The 18,721-nt window shown below is 45.7% G+C and carries 13 protein-coding genes; 2 read left to right on the plus strand and 11 right to left on the minus strand.

Features of this window, described 5'->3' with window-relative positions:
* Position 1: 1 nt before the first annotated feature.
* From argS to NSA57_RS02405, 6 genes are all read right to left on the minus strand, one after another.
* On the minus strand, positions 2 to 1,768 hold the full coding sequence (gene argS, locus NSA57_RS02380) for an arginine--tRNA ligase (protein ID WP_257463876.1): 1,767 nt from the start codon (positions 1,766 to 1,768) through the stop codon (positions 2 to 4).
* Between the two features lie 35 nt (positions 1,769 to 1,803).
* On the minus strand, positions 1,804 to 2,673 hold the full coding sequence (locus NSA57_RS02385; RefSeq protein ID WP_257463877.1) for a DegV family protein: 870 nt from the start codon (positions 2,671 to 2,673) through the stop codon (positions 1,804 to 1,806).
* 226 nt (positions 2,674 to 2,899) lie between these two features.
* Positions 2,900 to 3,937, minus strand: a complete 1,038-nt coding sequence (locus tag NSA57_RS02390; RefSeq protein WP_257463878.1) for a hypothetical protein — start codon at positions 3,935 to 3,937, stop codon at positions 2,900 to 2,902.
* Positions 3,934 to 5,379 carry an efflux RND transporter periplasmic adaptor subunit gene (locus NSA57_RS02395; protein WP_257463879.1) on the minus strand — a complete coding sequence of 482 codons (1,446 nt, stop codon included), beginning with the start codon at positions 5,377 to 5,379 and terminating at the stop codon, positions 3,934 to 3,936. Before NSA57_RS02395 ends, NSA57_RS02390 begins: the two co-directional genes overlap by 4 nt.
* Positions 5,380 to 5,385: 6 nt before the next feature.
* Positions 5,386 to 6,225: a carbohydrate ABC transporter permease gene (locus NSA57_RS02400; RefSeq protein ID WP_173752346.1), complete on the minus strand. Its 840-nt coding sequence runs from the start codon at positions 6,223 to 6,225 to the stop codon at positions 5,386 to 5,388.
* Positions 6,222 to 7,085 (minus strand): carbohydrate ABC transporter permease, encoded by an 864-nt coding sequence (locus tag NSA57_RS02405; RefSeq protein WP_147598152.1) that lies wholly within the window; start codon positions 7,083 to 7,085, stop codon positions 6,222 to 6,224. The genes NSA57_RS02400 and NSA57_RS02405 overlap by 4 nt, the downstream gene beginning before the upstream one ends.
* A 286-nt stretch (positions 7,086 to 7,371) precedes the next feature.
* Between NSA57_RS02405 and NSA57_RS02410 the strand changes: the two genes are divergently transcribed.
* The gene (locus NSA57_RS02410; RefSeq protein ID WP_147598151.1) at positions 7,372 to 8,052 is read left to right on the plus strand and encodes a response regulator transcription factor; all 681 of its coding nucleotides are present in this window, start codon (positions 7,372 to 7,374) and stop codon (positions 8,050 to 8,052) included.
* A 225-nt stretch (positions 8,053 to 8,277) separates the two neighbouring features.
* Here NSA57_RS02410 and NSA57_RS02415 read toward each other — a convergent pair whose 3' ends face one another.
* Positions 8,278 to 10,626 carry an ABC transporter substrate-binding protein gene (locus NSA57_RS02415; protein ID WP_257463880.1) on the minus strand — a complete coding sequence of 783 codons (2,349 nt, stop codon included), beginning with the start codon at positions 10,624 to 10,626 and terminating at the stop codon, positions 8,278 to 8,280.
* Between the two features lie 234 nt (positions 10,627 to 10,860).
* Positions 10,861 to 13,152 (minus strand): ABC transporter substrate-binding protein, encoded by a 2,292-nt coding sequence (locus tag NSA57_RS02420; protein ID WP_257463881.1) that lies wholly within the window; start codon positions 13,150 to 13,152, stop codon positions 10,861 to 10,863.
* Positions 13,153 to 13,405: 253 nt separating this feature from the next.
* On the opposite strand from NSA57_RS02420, the gene NSA57_RS02425 reads away from it, so the two are divergent.
* The gene (locus tag NSA57_RS02425; protein ID WP_257463882.1) at positions 13,406 to 14,683 is read left to right on the plus strand and encodes a sensor histidine kinase; all 1,278 of its coding nucleotides are present in this window, start codon (positions 13,406 to 13,408) and stop codon (positions 14,681 to 14,683) included.
* A 123-nt stretch (positions 14,684 to 14,806) separates the two neighbouring features.
* Here NSA57_RS02425 and NSA57_RS02430 read toward each other — a convergent pair whose 3' ends face one another.
* The 3 genes from NSA57_RS02430 to NSA57_RS02440 are packed head-to-tail and all read right to left on the minus strand — an operon-like array spanning position 14,807 to position 18,716.
* Entirely contained in the window at positions 14,807 to 16,057 is a 1,251-nt protein-coding gene (locus NSA57_RS02430; protein WP_173752351.1) for an ABC transporter permease, read from the minus strand.
* A 14-nt stretch (positions 16,058 to 16,071) separates the two neighbouring features.
* On the minus strand, positions 16,072 to 18,039 hold the full coding sequence (locus NSA57_RS02435) for a biotin/lipoyl attachment domain-containing protein (RefSeq protein WP_173752352.1): 1,968 nt from the start codon (positions 18,037 to 18,039) through the stop codon (positions 16,072 to 16,074).
* Positions 18,036 to 18,716, minus strand: coding sequence for an ABC transporter ATP-binding protein (locus NSA57_RS02440; RefSeq protein WP_022067545.1), 681 nt, complete (start codon positions 18,714 to 18,716; stop codon positions 18,036 to 18,038). Before NSA57_RS02440 ends, NSA57_RS02435 begins: the two co-directional genes overlap by 4 nt.
* Positions 18,717 to 18,721: the final 5 nt, after the last annotated feature.

An 18,721-nucleotide genomic window follows, 5' to 3' on the forward strand; every position in this document is an offset into this window, starting at 1 on the left:
TTTACATACGATCCGGTGCGGAAAATCCCAGAAGATCAATACTGGTCTCCAGAATACCTTTTGTCACATCAAGGAGCTTCAGGAAGGATTCCTTCTGCGCCTGATCTTCCTCACTTAAAATCTTTGTCTCATGGTAAAAGCTGTTAAATGCATTGGAAACCTCGTAGATATATGCACAGATCTTGTGCGGCGCTTTTTCCTCAAAAGCATTCTCCACGGTTGCACCGAATTTTGTCAGCTCCAGCATCAGGTTCTTCTGGCTGTTATTTACTGCAGGAAGCATCTGGATTCCCTCAAGGCTTCCTCCCTCTTCCACATAACGGTTCAGGATAGATTTGATACGCACAATCGTGTAGAGAATGTACGGACCTGTATTTCCCTCAAAAGAGGTAAAGCGGTCAATATCAAAAATGTAATCCTTGGTAGCCTGATTGGAAAGATCGCCGTACTTGATCGCAGACAGACCTACGATCTGAGCTGTCTCTGTGGCATCCTTATCTCTTACGCTTCTGTTTTCTACGATCTTGGTATACATTTCCTGGTCGATATCCGCGATCAGACGTTCCAGACGCATAACGCCTCCTTCTCTTGTCTTAAAAGGCTTGCCGTCTTTTCCGTTCATTGTACCGAAGCCAAGGAAAGAAAGCCTGGTGTCCTCTTTTACAAGGCCTGTCTTTCTCGCGCAGCGGAATACCTGGATAAAATGAAGTTCCTGGCGTTTGTCCACTACATAAAGGATCTCGTCCGGATCATAAAGCTTCATACGCTCTACGATGGTTGCAAGATCTGTTGTTGTATAAAGGGAAGCTCCGTCTGATTTCAAGAGCATACAGGGCGGGATTTCCTTGGTGTCTGTCTCTTCCTTTACATCTACAACAAGAGCGCCCTGATCCTCATAAGCAAATCCCTGATCCTTCATGGCCTGGACCATATCCGGAATATAAGGCTGCGCGTCAGATTCCTTTTTCCACAGATCAAAGGAAACATTCAGATTATCATAATTTCTTTTAAGGTCTGTTACAGAAACCTGCATGATATGATTCCAGAGAGCCATATAGCCTGGCTTTCCCTGCTGCAGAAGGTGAGTTGCCTCCAGAGCCTCGTTGCGGTAATCCTCATCCTCTTTGGATTTTCCGCTGGCGCAGGGATAAATCTCTTCCAGTTCTCCAATGGTAAACGGCGCTTCTGCAGGATATTCCCCCTGATAGCTGTCGTCAAAATATACCAGCTCCGGTTTGCGGTGTTTCAGTTCTGTGATGATCAGCCCCATCTGAAGTCCCCAGTCTCCCAGATGTACATCGCCGATCACTTTATGGCCTACAAAACGTCCGATTCTTTTAATGCTCTCTCCGATGATTGCTGAACGAAGATGACCTACATGAAGTGGTTTTGCCACATTTGGTCCGCCATAATCAATAATGATCGTTTTGGGATTTTCTGCCTGGGCAACAGAAAATTTCGGATCCTCTGCCATCTCCTTCAGATAGTCTGCAAGGAACTCTTCTTTTACTTTCAGGTTGATAAATCCCGGTTTTACTACCTCTGCCGCAGAAAATACCCGGCTGTCTTTTAAATATTCCACCACATCATCTGCGATCATAAACGGTGCTTTTTTGTATGCCTTGGCGCCTGCCATTGCCCCGTTGCACTGAAACTCACAGAGATCCGGTCTGTTGGATACTGTTACCTTTCCGTATTCCGGATCATATCCGGCTTTTTCAAAGGCTGAGGAAAGCTCCTCTGCCATAATTTCCATCAGTTTCTTCATGTCTTATGACTCCTCGTATTTATTCTTTTCTTTTTTCAGACAGTAACCTTTTTTGAGCAGGCAACTGCAAGAGCTCCATGTCCGATATGACAGGCAACGCTTAAAGACAGGGGATCCATCTGGATCTCATAATCAGGAAACATTTCCTGAACCTCTTTTTTGAATTCCTCTGCTTCTTCCTGATTTCCCGTATATGCCATCTCCAGACACATTTCGCCGCGCTTTGCATATTCTGCAAAACGACTGTCGAAATCCTCTTTCATGGCCTTCAGCATCACTCTTTTGGCCTGCTTCTTTCCTCTGACCTTTGAATAGGCGTCCAGCTTGTCTCCCTGGATCTGCAGTACCGGTTTCAGATTCAGAACTGTACCGATCGCTGCGGCTGCCGGTGTGATACGTCCGCCTTTTTTGAGATATTTCAGAGTTTCCAGCGTAATATAAATGCTGGATTCCCGTCTTTCTGCCTCAAGGATCTCACGGATCTCCGCAGCGCTTTTACCAGCCTGTACAAGCGTCAGCGCATCCATCACAGACTGCTTCTGAGTTACAGAAATCCTCTGGTTATCCACAACCTGAACCTTGCCGTTATAATCACGGGCAAGTCCCATGGCCGTTTCACAGGAAGCGCTCAGCCCGCTTGACATGGGAATATGCACGATCTCATTGTATTCTTTTAAAAGTGTATCCCACAGTCCGCAGACTTCACCCGGATTTGGCTGAGAGGTGGAAATAGGTTCATCCTTTTTCAGTCGCTCATAAAACTCCTCCTGAGAAAGCGTAACCCCTTCCAGATACATAACCTCATTAATATAAAAGGGCATCGGCAGAACAGAGATTCCAAGCTTTCTTCCCTCATCCTGCGTAATGCCGCTGTTGCTGTCAGTTACAATGGCAATTTTTCTCATACTGCATTCTCCTTATTTCCTTTATCCTGAAAAATACATGCTGTATACAGTTTAACATACTTTTTGGGGTATCTCAATTAAAAATTTGCCACGATAGTCTCACCTGAATATAAACCCTGCTTCACAAGCTTCTGAAAGCATATTTTCCACTCATATTTTAACACATTTTTCTGAAACGGCAAATCCCGGATACCGAAAGATACCCGGGAGCCTAAAATGTATTTTCTCATGCAGATGTTCTTTTGCTTCTTTCCCTTTTCGATAACAGTGCCAGAATACCAATAAACGCCGAGCCCATTGAACAGCCCACGCACTTCACAAACCCTGAAATATTCTCCGCCTGCCCCACAGTCTTTGGAAGCATGAGAAAAAGTCTCACCTTTTCTTCCAGCTCCCTGAATTTATCGGACCAGAACTGAAAATCCGACCATCTGGACGGGATCCACTCCTGAGGGATCTCCATGTTTTTCCAGAGTAGCACTGCGGCTGCAGCCACAATCAGAACGCAGGCTCCTGTCCACATCCAGAAGGCGGCGGCCTGTTCCTTTCTGCAAATCCTTCTCTCCCTGTTTGCTTTCAGAAAAAGAATCCCCATCACTATCCCCGGAAATATCAGAAGAAGCATTCTGGCTGCGCTTATAAGAAATCCGGAATCCACAACTGTGCCATTCAGTCCATAAGCCATCAGAAACTGCTCTGCTGTCTTTGAATCCTGCAGCTTCTCATTTTTCAGAAACACTCTGGTATACATGGTGTTTTCTTCCTCCGGGCGGATCAGGATCATTCTCTGTTTCCAGGGCAGCACCTGACGGACCTGGTAAGTTTTTTCTCCATATACAAGCTGACGCCCCTCTGCCTCTCTGGTGCCAAAAAGCTTCCAGGCTGTGTCCCCGTCAATGACGCAGCCTTCTTTATCTTTTTCCCAGAATCCATGGATTCTTTTATCATAAAGACTTCCATCCCCCAGGATTCCTGCTGCCATCACCTGCGCACTCCGTCCATAGTCCGGCTCTGTCAGTGTGATCATGCCGCCGTCCCAGTAAAAACAGGCTGAGGATTCTGCTTCTGTCTGTTCCAGTGTTTCCAGAATCTCCTCTGCCCGGTTTTCTTCCGGGTAAGCTCCTGACAGAAACACAGAAACAGAAGGCTCTTCCATCATACTGCCAAATGCCAGCACTGCGCCTGCATAAAAAAACAGTGCCAGCGCTCCCGGAAGCAGACATTTCCAGGAAATCCCTTGAAACGTCCGCTTACCTGAGCTCATGATTCCTGCAGCCTTACCCGGCTGCCGTCTGCGATCTCTCTGTCTGTTTCTGTAATAATCTTCTGAGAACCTGAAAGCGTTCCTTCCTGAAGAGCTGCAGTTGTCTCATTTTTTTCTATGACTGTAACAGGAACCTTTCTGGCAACCTGTACCTCTCCCAGCACAGAGTCTCTGGTGTCAAGAACAAGTACATATTCCTGGCCTTTCTGCCCGTAAAGTGCAGAAAGCGGCACACAGCAGGCATAAGGTCCTTCCTCCTTCTGCACCGTAAAATCCACGCTTTCCCCTACGCTCAGCCCACTTTGGGGAACGTCCACAGTAAGGATATATGTTCCCGGATTCGCAGAATCTTCCTGAACCGACTGAACCACCGCATTTTCCACAACCGTTTTGCTGTTGCCCTCCAGATGCACAGACGACCCTGCGGAAACGTATTCCAGATCGTCCTTTGTGATCGTTCCTGTCATACTTAATCCCCCTGTCAGTTCATAGAGAACTGCTGCCGCATCCTGAACTGTCTGCCCGCCGGTCTGAGCGGAAACTGTTTTTACCACGCCGTCTGCCGGAGCTGTGATCTCCCCTTTACTCTGCATCAGAACATTCAGCTTTTCCAGCTCTTCATTCAGATTGTCAAGCTGTGTCTGAAGGGTTTCCTCTGTGCTGTCCTGAGGCGCCGGAAGCGCTGCCTCCTGTTTTGCCCTGTCTGCAGTGGTCACTTCCTGATTCCGGCTCATGATCACCTGATTCAGCGCCTCTGTTTTTGCCCGGACATCGTCTGCAAGAGCCTGCTCCTGTGTATCCTCTTCGGAAATAATGGGCTCCTGAGGAAGATTGCTTCCGTCTGAAAAATCAGTCTGTCCCTCTCCCCCGTCTCCAAAATCCGATCCCTGGGACTGCTGCTCCAGTTCCTGCTGCTTCTGAGCCTCTGCTTTTTTCTGTCTGTACTCTGCAAGCCTCTGCTGGGCAATATTCAGCTCATTCTGGGCATTGGAAATGTTAATGTCCCCGTTTCCCAGAGCTGTATCAAGATCCTGCTGTGCCCAGCGGGAGGAATTTTCCCGTTTCTGGGCATCAATGTTTTTCTGGCTCTGGATATCGCTGATCTTCAGAGAAGCCTCCTGGATCTCGTCCTTTTTTTTGTCAATGCTTTCCTGGATACTACTTTCCAGTAAAGTCATCAGCGGCTGTCCTTTTTTTACCGCTTCTCCTGCCTTTACATGGACCTGAGCGATCTTAATTCCTTCCTGGACAAAAACAGCCGTCTCCTTTGTACTTTCTATTTTTCCTGTTCCCGATACTGTATGGCTGATCAGCTGATTCTGAGGCGCTAACGCCAGTACCTTTGCAACACTGACGGAATCTGCCGCCTTTGACAAAAATGTAAATACAAGCATTGCCGCAAAAAACGCTGCAAACCATTTTAATAATTTTTCCCGCTTCATTTCTTTTTACTCCTTAACTGCCGTAGAAACAATTCCCTGTTCCAGATAATCCTGACCTGCCAGAAATACCAGCACTGCCGGAATCAGAACAAGAACAGATGCCGCAAAGGCGGTTCCCGCCTGTTCTGTACTGATATTCGGAAGATACAAAGACAACGGCCATTTTTCCTTTGTTTTTAAAAAAGCCATAGGCTGTTCAATAAGATTCCAGTATTCCAGAAACCCCAGAACCAGAGCCGAGATCATTCCAGGAGATCCCAGCGGTATTCCGATTCTGAAAAAGATCCTCAGCTCTCCTGCGCCATCAATTCTGGCAGAATCCATAATTGCTTCCGGAAGCCCCTGAAAAAAACGGTACATCAGAAACACCGGAAAGGTGGAAAACACTGCCGGCAAAATAATCCCTGCCATAGTGTCCAGAAGCCTCATCTGATCCAGAACAAGATAGTTGCTGAGCATCATCACCTGAAAAGGCATCATCATAAGCGCAATATAAATAGTAAATAAAATTTTTTTACCCGGAAACTGGTATCTTGCAAATCCCCATGCCGCCGGAGTTCCCACCAGAAGCTGACCTGCCAGAATCGCTGCTGTAAGCTTTACGGAATTCCAGAACATTACAAAAAATTCCGGGGAGTCAAGAAGAAGCTCCACATAATGCATCATAGTAGGATACTGGGGCATCAGTTTCCAGGAAGCAAAGCCCTCCATATTTCCAAGAACCGGCATAAGAAGCTCTCTGATTTCCATATTGCCCATAAAAGAACCGCAGATAAGAAACAATATGGGAAACACTGCAGTCAATGCCATACAGAAAACCAGACCTGTCAGAAGTTTTTTTGTCATAATGTATCCTCCCTCGCCCAGGCTTTCTGAAGAAACAGAATCAGGATGAGAATCGCCGCTCCTGTTACCACTGCCGCAGCCGCCATTTTATCCAGGGAAAGATCCCGGTACCAGTTGTTAAAAAGGTGCTGCAAAAGATACATACTGTCCTGAGGATAGTCTCCTGCCACCAGATACGCCTCCCGGAACACTTTAAAACCGTTTAACAGAGACAGTACCACAATGGTAAAAAGAGAAGGCAGGAGATTTGGAAGAGTGATTTTTATAAAGCATTTCCACTCTCCTGCTCCGTCCACCCTTGCAGCCTCATAAAGAGCAGTTGGAATGGCTCCAAGCCCTGCCACCCACAGAACAATATCGTATCCCAGATTTCTCCACAGATAGCTTACTACCAGCACCCAGAAGGAAGCGTCCGTATTCATCCAGTCCACGCCCTGAAGGGAAAGAGTTTCCAGAAAATGGTTCAGAAGACCCTGATCGTGAAACAGAACTTTCCACAAAAGAACTACAGAAGCCACAGGAATTGCCATTGGCAGAAGGAACATACTTTTCAGCGCCTGCATGCTTTTTTTTCTTCTGGTAAGAAGAACAGCGATCATAAGAGACAGCACTACCAGGAGAGGAATACACACAAGAAAAAAACGAAGCGTATTCCCTGCCGCCAGACGAAAGGCCTGGTTCTCAAAAATTGTGCTGTAATTTTTCAGGCCTGTAAATTCTCCGCTGATTGCGCTGAAAAAAGAGCGCCTGATCACGTCCAGATACGGGATCACCCAGAACAGACACACACCAGCAAAGCTTGGAAGCAGAAATAAGAATCCCTTATATTCTCTTTTTTTTATTTTTTTTGATCCAGTCACTTTTTTGTTCTCCCCAATGATGATAAAATGTTACTGTTCTCAGAATGTACAGGACAGACTTCCATCACCGAAAGTAATTTGAATCCATTTTGTCCGGCCGCTGTGAACACCATAAACAGTAACGATAAAACAAGTGTAACAGGACATTCTTTAAAAAAACTCTAAGGGGGTTTTTATTTTTAAAGGAAGTTTACAGAATACTTTGTTAGAATAACTGGATAGCATCAGACTGTAAGCATTTCTCTGCAGGCTGATGCAAATTTCCGAAACAACGAGAGGTAAACATATGAATATTTTAATGATCGAAGATGACCGGGAGCTGTGCTCTGCTGTTTCCTTCCGTCTGGAGCAGGAAGGCTTCTCTGTCACTCTCTGCCATGACGGGGAAGAAGGCCTTTATTACATGCAGGAAACACCCTACGACCTTGTGATCCTGGACCGGATGCTCCCTCATATGAACGGAATTGAAGTTCTGAAGGAAGCCCGCTCCCGTCAGATCAAAACCCCGGTTATCATCCTTACGGCCCTTGGGGAGCTGAACGACCGCCTTACCGGACTGAACTGCGGAGCTGACGACTATATGGTAAAGCCCTTTGCCTTTGAAGAGCTTCTTGCCAGAATCCGCTGTCTTCTGCGCCGTCCTGCCGCCTATAATCCTGCTGCTGACGCAGTTTCTCTCGGAGACGTTACTTTTATACCGGAAACCCGCCGCCTTTCCAGCGGCAAAAAGGACTGTACCCTTTCCAGCCGGGAGGGAGACCTTATGGAAGTATTTCTCCGCAATCCCGGACAGACACTTCCCCGCCAGCTTCTTCTTACAAGAGTCTGGGGACTTGACTCAGATGTGGAGGAAGGAAACCTTGACAATTATATTCATTTTCTGCGCCGGAGGCTGAAAACCGTAGAAAGCTCCCTGCAGATAAAAACTGTCCGGGGTGTGGGATACCAGCTGGAAGTTTTTCAGTAGCATATCCCCAGCCCTACTGATTTTATCTTGTCATCTGTCCGGTTTTCTCTCATATCCATTCATTTATCCATTCAATCCAATGCACATCAGAAACGGCAGTTATCTCTTTCCGGATTCCTCTTCCTGGATTCCGGCTGCAAGATAACCGCCGCTTTTTTATCTTTGTCCCCTCATCAATAAAGCTGTCTGAATATCATTTATCCAGGTCATGCAGCCGCCTGCCGGTTATTCAGACAGATACAGATTTACCTGCTGGATCGCCCCTTTTGCCGCCTCCTCAAGGCTGATCTCGCCTTCCAGATATCTGCTGCCGTTTGAAGCAACTGCCTCCAGTATGATTTCATTCTGTTCTGACGGCTGAGTCAGAGTTTTTCCAAGCTCCTGAACGCGCTTTGTGGTTTCTTCATCTGCTCTTACAATATCAAACTCTATATATTCGCCTGTTTCTACATTTCCAGATCCAAGAGTTCCCAGATTTCCGTTTTCATCTCCCACTGCCCAGTACTCCTCACTGTCATAAACCGCTTCATTTACCGGGAAGCCTTCACTTGCGCCTGTTTCCTGACCTTCTTTACTGAACAGAAACTCTACCAGCTTTTCTGCTGCCTCAGGTTCTGCTGCTTTAGCGCTGATTCCCACTGTCTGTTCCGGGATAAAGCAGTTCTGTGCCTGTCCGTTCCAGAGACTGTGTGTCAGATTCGTTTCTTCCTGTTCTGCACTGTACAGAAAGGCAAGCCCGTCCGGAGACAGCAGCCTTCCGACTGAAAGCTTGTAATATCCTCCCAGTACGCTGATTGCAGAGGCTGATATATCAGACATCATATTTCTTTCTCCAATAGAATATACGGCAAAGCCCTGAGCCTTCAGCGCGTCAATTCCGGTCTTTCCGGTCTGATAGATACGGTTTGCCTGCTCCAGATATTCTGTCACAGCAGCTTCATCCAGGGTTCCGTCCTCCTTCAGCCATGCAGGAGCATTCACATCTGCAAACTGTCTGATAAACGTATCTGCCCCTCCCACAAGAAGAGACATCGGCATATGCATTTCAGAATATTCACTCTGATATTTTTCCAGAGTATCTGCCATGGATGCAAGGTCTGTAACAGCAGTTACATCCTCTCCCTGTCCCTGAAGCATGGGAATTCCAAATCTCACCGGCATGACATACTGGCTTCCGTCCTCCTGCACATAGCTCTCACGGATGTTGTCAAGAATACCGTCCTCTTCCTCAATTTTATCAAGAATACCGCTGATGTCCTTCAGCATGCCTTTTTCCACATAGGTGTCTGAAGGAATGCCATCCATTACAAGAACATCCGGACCATTTCCTGCCATGATCTCTGTGTTCAGATTTTTCAGGGCGTCTGTACTGGTCACGGCTTCTTCGTCCGTAATGCCGATCTCCAGATTCAGATAAATATCCGGATACTTTTTCTGGAACAGGGCTGCTACCTGTCGGATATAAGTGTTATCTGTAAGAGAATAGACCGTCAGCTCTGTATCCGGTGTTGCAGGGGTATCCGGTGAATATGCATATTTCAGAATCTTTCCTGTCCTTCCCATATCTTCAGAGCTGTCCTGAACCGCCAGATAAAAGTTCCCGTCTTTATCCCTTACCATGGAGACCAGAGAAATGTCCGGTGAGGATATCCGGTTGAGATTTCCGTCAATCACCTGTTCTACCACACTGCCGCCAAAGGAATACCGGTACATGCCTTTATCATCTGTATAAAAAATACTGTCCTCCTCGTCCCCTTCTGTAAACACCATAGGAAAAGAGCTTGTACTTGTCAGCTGAAGGTTTGTCTCATCAGAAGTAATCTGTTCTGTAAGAGCCGTCTCATCCTCAAGGGGTTCCCCTGTTTCCAGATTATAATAGTGAAGAGTGGTATCTGTCACGGCGATCAGATGCTTTCCAAGTACTGCAAAGCAGCTGACCGTTCCTCCTTCCTCATATTTACGGACAATGCTTCCGTCATCCAGACTGATTTCCACAAGCGCTGTGCCAAAATCATTAATAATGACCGTATTATTATGTGTGAATCTTGCATCTGCAACATATCCGCTGGAAAGCTCTTTGCCGATATCCATTTTCTGATTGGTTCCGTCAGGAGAAATGTAGTAATAAGACATTTCTTCCACGTTTTCGGAAAAAGGATAAATGGTAAGAAAAATGCCTCCGTTCGCTCCCAGCTTCGGATAGGAAACCGTATATTTTTCCGGATCGATCCCCAGAAGCTCTGCAAGGTTCTTTGTCTCCCCCCAGGTTTTTCCTCCATCGGAAGAATCTGTATAAAAGGCTCCTTCCCCACTTCTGATATAGCAGACCCGAAGGCTTCCGTCCTCAAGCATTGTCATATCTGCAATATCTCCGCATCCCTCCGGAAGAGTCACATCCTCTTCCAGATATCTGCCCATTGCCATCTCCTTTTTTTCTTTATCCTGTTCACCGGACTTTCCGGAATCCGCGGCTTTTTCCTTTTGTTCTGAGCCGCAACCTGCAAGTGCCGGCACAACCGCCAGAGCAAAAGCCGCTGTCAGCGCTGTTCCCTTTTTCCATATCTGATGTCGCATTTTATGTCCTCCTGTTTATTATTTGTGACTGTTCACTCCGTTTCCGGTAATCTGTGAACAGTTCTTTTTATTTTGCCGCGGCCACAAAACTCAATATCCGCAGTACCCTGCTTTATTAAGCGACCCGGCATATCCTTTCACGAAATTCATCTCAGACTTTCATCCTTATGACTCATTCCGTTCTCTTATGATTTCACATCATATCAGCCTTATCTTAAAACAACCTCTAAGGATTTATTCTGCCAGGTAAAGCTTTACCTGAGACACGGCCTGCTCTACCGCTTTATCCAGATCTGTTCCCCCGTACAGATAACGTTTTCCGGCTTCCAGAACAGAATCCTGGATGATCCGGCTTCCTCCTGAGGGCATCGTAAGGGTCTTTCCTAACTTCTGTATTTCCTTTATCTGATCGTCTGCCGAATGAACTACTGTTATCATATCATGACTCTCGCCATTATAAGCCGAACTGAATCCGTATTCTATATTTCCTTCCTGTCCAAGCTCCCAGTATTCTTCACTGTCATAAACAGATTTTCTTACAGGAAATCCGGCTTCTTTGTTATTTTTCTGCTGCTCCTCGCTGAACAGAAAACTGACAAATAATTCTGCTGCCTCCTTTTCCCTTGCTTTCACACTGATCCCCATAATCATCTCCGGAGAAAAACAGTTTTCAGCCTGACCGTTTAACAGCCTGTGACTGATATCCGAATTCTGCTTTTCGATGGTAGTTAATAAGAACAGTTCTTCCAGAGAAAACAGATAGCCATAGGAGAAAAGCGCCTGCCCGTCTGCACAAGGCACCAGATATGAATTGAGGGAAGACTCCTCTCTTCGATTTTTGTCATAAATTCTTTCCATTTTTTCCGCATACTCATAGGTACTGTCCAAAGATGCGTTGCCTGCCTTCTGTCCTGCCTGATAAATCCTGTTTACCTGTTGAAAAAAATCTTTTACTTTTTCCGCATCCAGGGTTCTGTCTTTTTTCATCCATTCTGAGGCAGAAATCTCGCCAAAGAAGCGAAGCATTACTCCCGGCCATCTGGTCTGATAGGCCGGAAAAAAGGAATCTGAATATTGATTTTCGTACTTTTCCGTCATATCTGCAATTTTTTCAAGATTCACTGCATTGTCAATCTCTCCGGAACCCCCTGCCAAAATAGGAATGCCGAATCTCACAGGCATACAGTAAATACTTCCGTCCTCTTCCTCATAGGCCTTCTGAATATTCTCCAGGATCCCTGCTTTTTCCATTATTCCGCTGATATCCTCAAGCATTCCCCTCTCAATATAATTTTCTGCATCCAGATTGTCCATAAGCAACACGTCCGGCCCCTCTCCTGACATGATCTCTGTATTCAGGTTTTTCATGGCATCTGTGGCAGTAACCCCATCCTCTCCCGTCATTCCCTCCTGAACCGTTACACTGATATCCGGATATTCTTTCTGGAACAAGGAAATCATCTGCTCCATATGAGTGTCTCTTTTCAGCATATAAATATCAAGCTCTGTGCCAGGAACCGCTTCCTGTTCTTTATCATACCCGTACTTTAAAAGCATTCCTGTGGGATTATCTGAGTAGCGGTCTGAAACTGCCAGGTAAATGTTTCCATCTGCATCTGTTTCCACGTCCATCAGCTCTGTTTTTGAAGAAATCCCGGTCAGATAGCCTTCGCTTAAAAGCTGTTCCACAACAGAACCGCCCAAATTATATACGTAAATCCCTTTTTTGCTTACATAGAGAATGCCTTGCTCTCCCATTCCTGTAAATACTCTGGATGAAACAACTTCCTCTGTATTTTCCCCACTTTCCATCTGGAGATGTTCTGTAAACACTGTTTCCTCCGGAAGGGGATCTCCTGTTTTTGCATTATAATAATGTATCGTGTCATCTGCAAAAACAAGAAGCTGATTTCCTGCAATTCCAAAATCTGTAACATAGCCTCCACTTTCATAGGTTCGGATCAGTCTGCCGTCCTCCCTGCTAATCTCACATAAAAACTTATCTCCCATCAGCAGAATATTTCCCGAAGGACTGAACTGACTTTTATACACATATCCCTGTCCTTCCGGCATCTGGGTAAGATCAAACTCTTTTTTGGTTCCTTCCGCTGAAAGGTAAACTGCCAGAAAAGTATTCTCTCCTTCCAGACAATTCCAGCTGCTGAAAATTCCTCCGTCTTTGGAAAGATTCACCTTCATCGGCTCTGCTTTTTCACTTTTTCCAAATTCCTCCCACAGATCCCGGGGCGTCTCCCAGCTTTTTCCCTGATCCTTTGAATCTGCTGTTTTCAGCTTTGCCTCACTGTCCCGGTAAGCAATACGCATAGTTCCGTCTTCCAGAAAACAGATATCAATCACTGCCTTACAGTTCTCTTCAGGAAGGGAAAGCTTCTGCTCCGCATACCGTCCTTTCACTGTTTCTTTCTCTTCTGCCAGAACAATCTCACTTCCCATACTTCCGGCAATCCCTCCTGCTGACAGCATAATAGCCATCATATATACGATTCTTTTTCTCCAGTATTTCATTTCTCACCCTCCCATATAATTTCATTTTTCCTTATTTTAATATGGCAACCTCTAAACACTCTCTATTTTCAGATCAGGCTTTAATAACTTTAGAGATTATTTTAAGGATTGGGTGCAATAATCTCTGTATCTCTCGCAGGCATTTTTGTGCTATGATAGATGTAAGACCAGCTGTATTTTTCCTGTTTTCTTCTATATCCTGCGAAAAATATTTCTATGATGTCCATAAAATCACATTATTAAGGAGGCTGTCATGTTCCGGAAACTTCACATCCATATGACACTGTTTTCTACCTTTATTACAGGAACCATTCTTGTTCTTCTGGCTTCTGCCTGCCTTATCATTACAGAAAGCAACATTCGCCAGAAGCATTATACAGTATTTACCAACAATGCCTATTCCTGTGTTTCTCATCTGGAAAGTCAGAACGTCCTGTCTCACCGATGGATCCAGCAGGCAGAAAGCAATTACGGCATAGATATGCAGATCTATGACGGAAATACCCCGCTGTTTTTTGAGCAGCTCCACGGCCAGGACAACATGCGGAAGATCTTTGATCTGGCAAAAAAAGAGTCTGCAGAAAATCACGGACTGAATCTTGACAGTGGCCAGACCTCTCAGACTCTGTCAAAGATAGTCATGTTTCAGCTTCCGGGGTATTATGCCTGCACAGCCAGGATTCCCAAAAACGGCGGCGTCCTGAATACCGTTCTTCTTTACTCTCTGGATGCACAGTCCGGGCAGATCAAAACTATAAGGATTGCTTTTCTTGTGGCAGTCATTGCCGCGGTTTCCGCGCTGGCTGTATTTTCCTGGTTCTTTACCCGAAAAATGATCCGCCCTCTGGAAAAAAGCAGAAAGGAGCAGAATGCCTTTATTGCCGCAGCTTCCCATGAGCTCCGCTCTCCGCTTACTGTGATCCAGACAAGCCTGTCTGCAGTTTCCTATGCGGATCCGGAACAGACAGAGCACTTTATTTCCATCAGCCTTGATGAATGTAAACGAATGTCCCGGCTGATCCAGGACATGCTGTCCCTTTCCAGATCAGATAACCACACCTGGGTTCTGGACTGTACCTCCTGCGAAATAGATACTCTTCTGCTGGATGTATACGAAAAATATGAACAGACTGCCCGGCATAAAAAAAAGCAGCTTCTCATTGAGCTGCCTGAAGACTCTCTCCCTGTCTGTTTCTGTGACAGCCTGAAAATTTCTCAGGCTCTGGCAATCCTTATCGACAATGCTCTTGCCTATGTACCGGAAGGAGGCATGATCCGGCTTTCTGCCAGACAGGAAGCGGCTTCCGTTTCTCTGTTTGTTGCTGATAATGGCCCCGGTATTCCTGATTCGGAAAAAGAAGCCGTATTCCAGAGATTCTACCGTTCTGACACCTCAAGAAACGATAAGCAGCATTTTGGCCTTGGACTTTGCATTGCAAAAGAAATTGCGCTTCTTCATCATGGAACCCTCAGTGTTTCCGACACTCCCGGCGGAGGCGCCACCTTTCAGCTGAAGCTTCCTGTGCATTAAAACTGTCTATGGGCAAAATCTCTTTATGGATTGAAACTCTTTATGAACGAAAGCTTTATATAAAAAAACTGCTTTTCCCTTTTCCGGAAATCCGGCTTCAGAGAAAAGCAGTTTTCTTTTTATTTATTCACTTCTCAATGCGTCAATAGGATTCAGGTTCGCAGCCTTTACCGAAGGCAGGAGCCCAAAGATCACTCCGATCAGAGTAGAAAACAGTACGGATCCTATGATTGCCGGTATACTGATGGCCGTAGGCGCCCCGGAGATCTCCGATACCACCTTGGACAAAACAATTCCCAGAATCACTCCGATCACACCTCCAATGCTGGTCAGCATGGAAGCCTCTGTAAGAAACTGATAAAGAATAACTTTTTTTCTTGCCCCGATCGCCTTTTTCAGACCGATCTCACTGGTTCTCTCAGTAACAGAAACCAGCATAATATTCATAACACCGATTCCTCCTACCAGAAGGGAAATACTTGCGATCCACAGAAGCTGCTGGTTTGTGCTTTCACTGAGCTGCTGCATATCCTTGACTTTTTCCATTACATCATCAGCTTTGTATTTAAACTTGGAATCTTCTTCGATTCCCTGATTTAAAATCTTAGCCGCATCGTTTCCCGCTGAACTCATATTATCTGTAGAGTCTGCTTTGATCACAACGTTTTCCGGCTCGTCAAACTGAAATGCAATGGGCCAGCATTTACTTGGAATCATCACTGTTCCGACAACCGTCTGATAATAGGAATAATATTCGTCAAGACTTGAAATGTTGGGCTGATAGCTGTCCCCCTGCTGAACGATTCCCACAACCGTAAAAGGGTCGTCTCCGACTTCAATGGTTTTTCCCAGAGGATCCTCTCCGGAAAAAAGATTCTCTGCCGCATTGCTGTCAATCAGAGCTACCTTGTTCAGATTGTCGTAATCCTTCTGAATAAATCCTCTTCCGGATCGTACCATATATCCGCAGGTATCCAGGTAATTTTCATCAATTCCGTATACCGTACCTCCCTGCAGAGCAGTATTCTGATAATATATACTGCTGTAAGTGCTTGTATGGAAAAATGTAGCGTTCTCAACGTGCTCCATATCCATAACTTCTTCCTTCTGTTCTTTCGTAAGAAGAGGAGGTTTACCGCCGTCCGTCATTCCAAACATGGGATCATAACCGCTGTCACCGGAATAAAGGCTGATCGTCACTGTATTATTTCCTGAACCGATCAGATCTTCTTTAATCTGTTCACTTGTTCCCTTGATCGTAGATACAATAGCAATAATAGAAGCAATTCCAATAATGATACCCAGCATGGTCAGAAAGGAACGCATTTTATGGGACCAGATTCCCTGAATGGATATCCTCATATTTTCAAGCATAAAATTCCACCTTTCTACTGATACAGTTCTTCAAGAGAGATGTCTTTTGTTTTTACACCCTCTTTTGCTGTTTTTCCATAAGGGAATGCAATCTTATCTTCTCTGGTAATTCCGCCTTTTACAATTACAGACATTCCGCCGTTTGCATTTCCGCCAACAGTCAGAGGCTGCTTTTTCAGTACTCCGTTTTCTTCTTTATATACATAATAAGCTCCGTTTTCAGTTCTTACAAACGCTTTGTCCAGAACAATGACTCCTGAATTATCTGTGCCTCCCTGGATATTAACACTCAGCCAGTCATCCTCTGTTACCTGAACTGATTTATCTGTGATTGTGGCACTGTAAGTATAATAAGAAACATTTGGATTTCCCATGCCTGTTCCGTAAACCTCATCCGATACCGGATACTCAGATACATCCACAACCTCTGCATCAAAAACTCCGTTTGAGCCGGAACAGTTCAGAATTGTCCCCTCCTGGAGCTTATCCAGAAGCAGTTCGCTGACCGTACCTTTTACATAATAGCCTTCTTTGCTTTTTATAGTCATAAATGCATTTCCGTCTGATACTCCTGTAACCGGATCTCCCACTTTTGCAATGGTTCCGTCCAGCTTACTGTAAATAACTTCCTTGTTTACCTTTTTTTCCAGCTTGCCAATATCAATGTCGCTCTGTCTGATATCCAGCTTCAGACCTTCTACCTTTGTCTGCTGGATCTTAATGGCCTCTTCTCTGGAAATGGTCACACCTGGATCGCTGCCGCCCATATCGTCTCCGCCGCCGGGAATCTCAAAATCATCTTCATAGTGAGAAGCGCCCTCAAGAGTATATTCCACAGAAGCGGTTTCCTCTACCATTTTTTCCAGAAGACTTCCGTCTATCAGATAATAGCCGGTGCAGGATTCTTTTCTGTCAGCAAAATTCGTGATCGTGTCATTCTGATGAAATTCCAGCTGATACCAGTATCCATTGATTCCCGGTTCCTTTGTTCCATCCGCCTTAAAGCCTGCCATTTTGTTTAAAAATCCTCCGGTGGCAACGACTTTTCCTTTGGCTGAGCTACAGAGAAATACAAAAGGATCTTCCTCTGTACCTGTTCCTGTAAAAGGAACCGTATCTGCATCTAGCTTCTGATAAAACTCCGGTTCACCGTCTGTAATGTCGCTTTCGTGACTGTCCGGTTCCGGATCAATGATCTCAATGTCATTGTCTGAAGGGGTATCTGTAAATTCTTCATCCGGTGCTTCAGAAGGAAGCGGTTCCGGTGAAGGTGTCGCAGAAGGATCCGGTGTGATCTGTTCCTGATTTCCGTCTCCAAAATCAACAAAGCTGTCGTCACCGGAAACTCCCTGATCGCCGGAATCCGGCTGTGCACCGGTGTCTTCCTGATCAGCTCCGGTATCAGAATCACCGGAAGAAAAATCATCTTCTGTCACAAGCCCCACATCTGCAGCAGCCAGAATCGGTCTGATTATGGCTGCCAGATAGCTTCCGTTTACGTTTCCTGCTGCCGAGGCCATCTCAGTATCAGATGTACTGTTGTCCGTCGGCAGATCCGGAAGCCGGCTGTCCTCTTCCTCAATGGGCCCCCCGTTCTTCAGGCTGTTCAGCCTGTTGACAGCTTTTTCCAGATCCTGCTCCTGCTTCTGTTTTTTTAACTTTGCAATATTCAGTTCCATCTGGACAAGAGTCATGTCAAAGGACATCAGCTTGTCTCCTTTTTTTACGGTGTCGCCTTTCTGAACATACAGATCCTTGATGATCATATCTTTATCCACCGTTACATTCTGTGTCACATTTGTAACAATATTTCCATCCAGAGTGGTATCGTCCATATAATAATCAGAGGCCAGGCTGTCCACACTGACTACGCCTACTGTCTCTTTGTTATTACTTTTTAGATAAACTGCTCCACCCGCAGCACCTCCTGCCACCAGAGCCACCACAACAACACCTATGATGATCTTTTTGGCATTTTTCATGATTTCACCTCTTTTTCCTGAAGCACACCATCGCGGATCGTCACTACCCGTTTTGCATGGGCGGCAATATCCGGATCATGTGTGATCATCAGAACCGTTACACCCTCGTCATTCAGCTTCTGAAAAAGTTCCATTACCTGAGCGCCTGATTTGCTGTCCAGAGCACCGGTAGGCTCATCTGCCAGAAGAAGCTTGGGGCTGTTTACAATTGCTCTTGCGATAGCTACTCGCTGCATCTGGCCTCCGGAAAGCTGATTGGGCCGGAAATCCACTCTGTCTGAAAGCCCTACTCTGTCCAATGCTTTCAGCGCTCTTTCCCGGCGTTCCTTTTTTGGCACCTTTGCATAATTCAGCGGCATCTCCACATTTGCAAGAGCAGACTGCCTTGGAAGCAGATGAAAGCTCTGGAACACAAAGCCGATCTTATTCAGCCTGATATCCGACATGGCGTTTTCCGAACAGGAACGGATATCCTGCCCGTCCAGAAAAAAGCTGCCCTTCGTAGCCTGATCCAGACATCCGATAATGTTCATCAGCGTTGTTTTTCCGGAACCCGAAGGCCCCATGATCGCCACATATTCGCCTTCCTCCATGGAAAAATTCACATCTTTCAGAACAGGAACCGTCATCTTTCCCTGAATGTAATCTTTATAAATTCCTTTTAATTCAAGAATCATTCCAT

This window comes from Blautia caecimuris, from assembly GCF_024622975.1.
In the GTDB taxonomy this organism is placed as follows: Bacteria; Bacillota; Clostridia; order Lachnospirales; family Lachnospiraceae; genus Blautia_A; species Blautia_A caecimuris.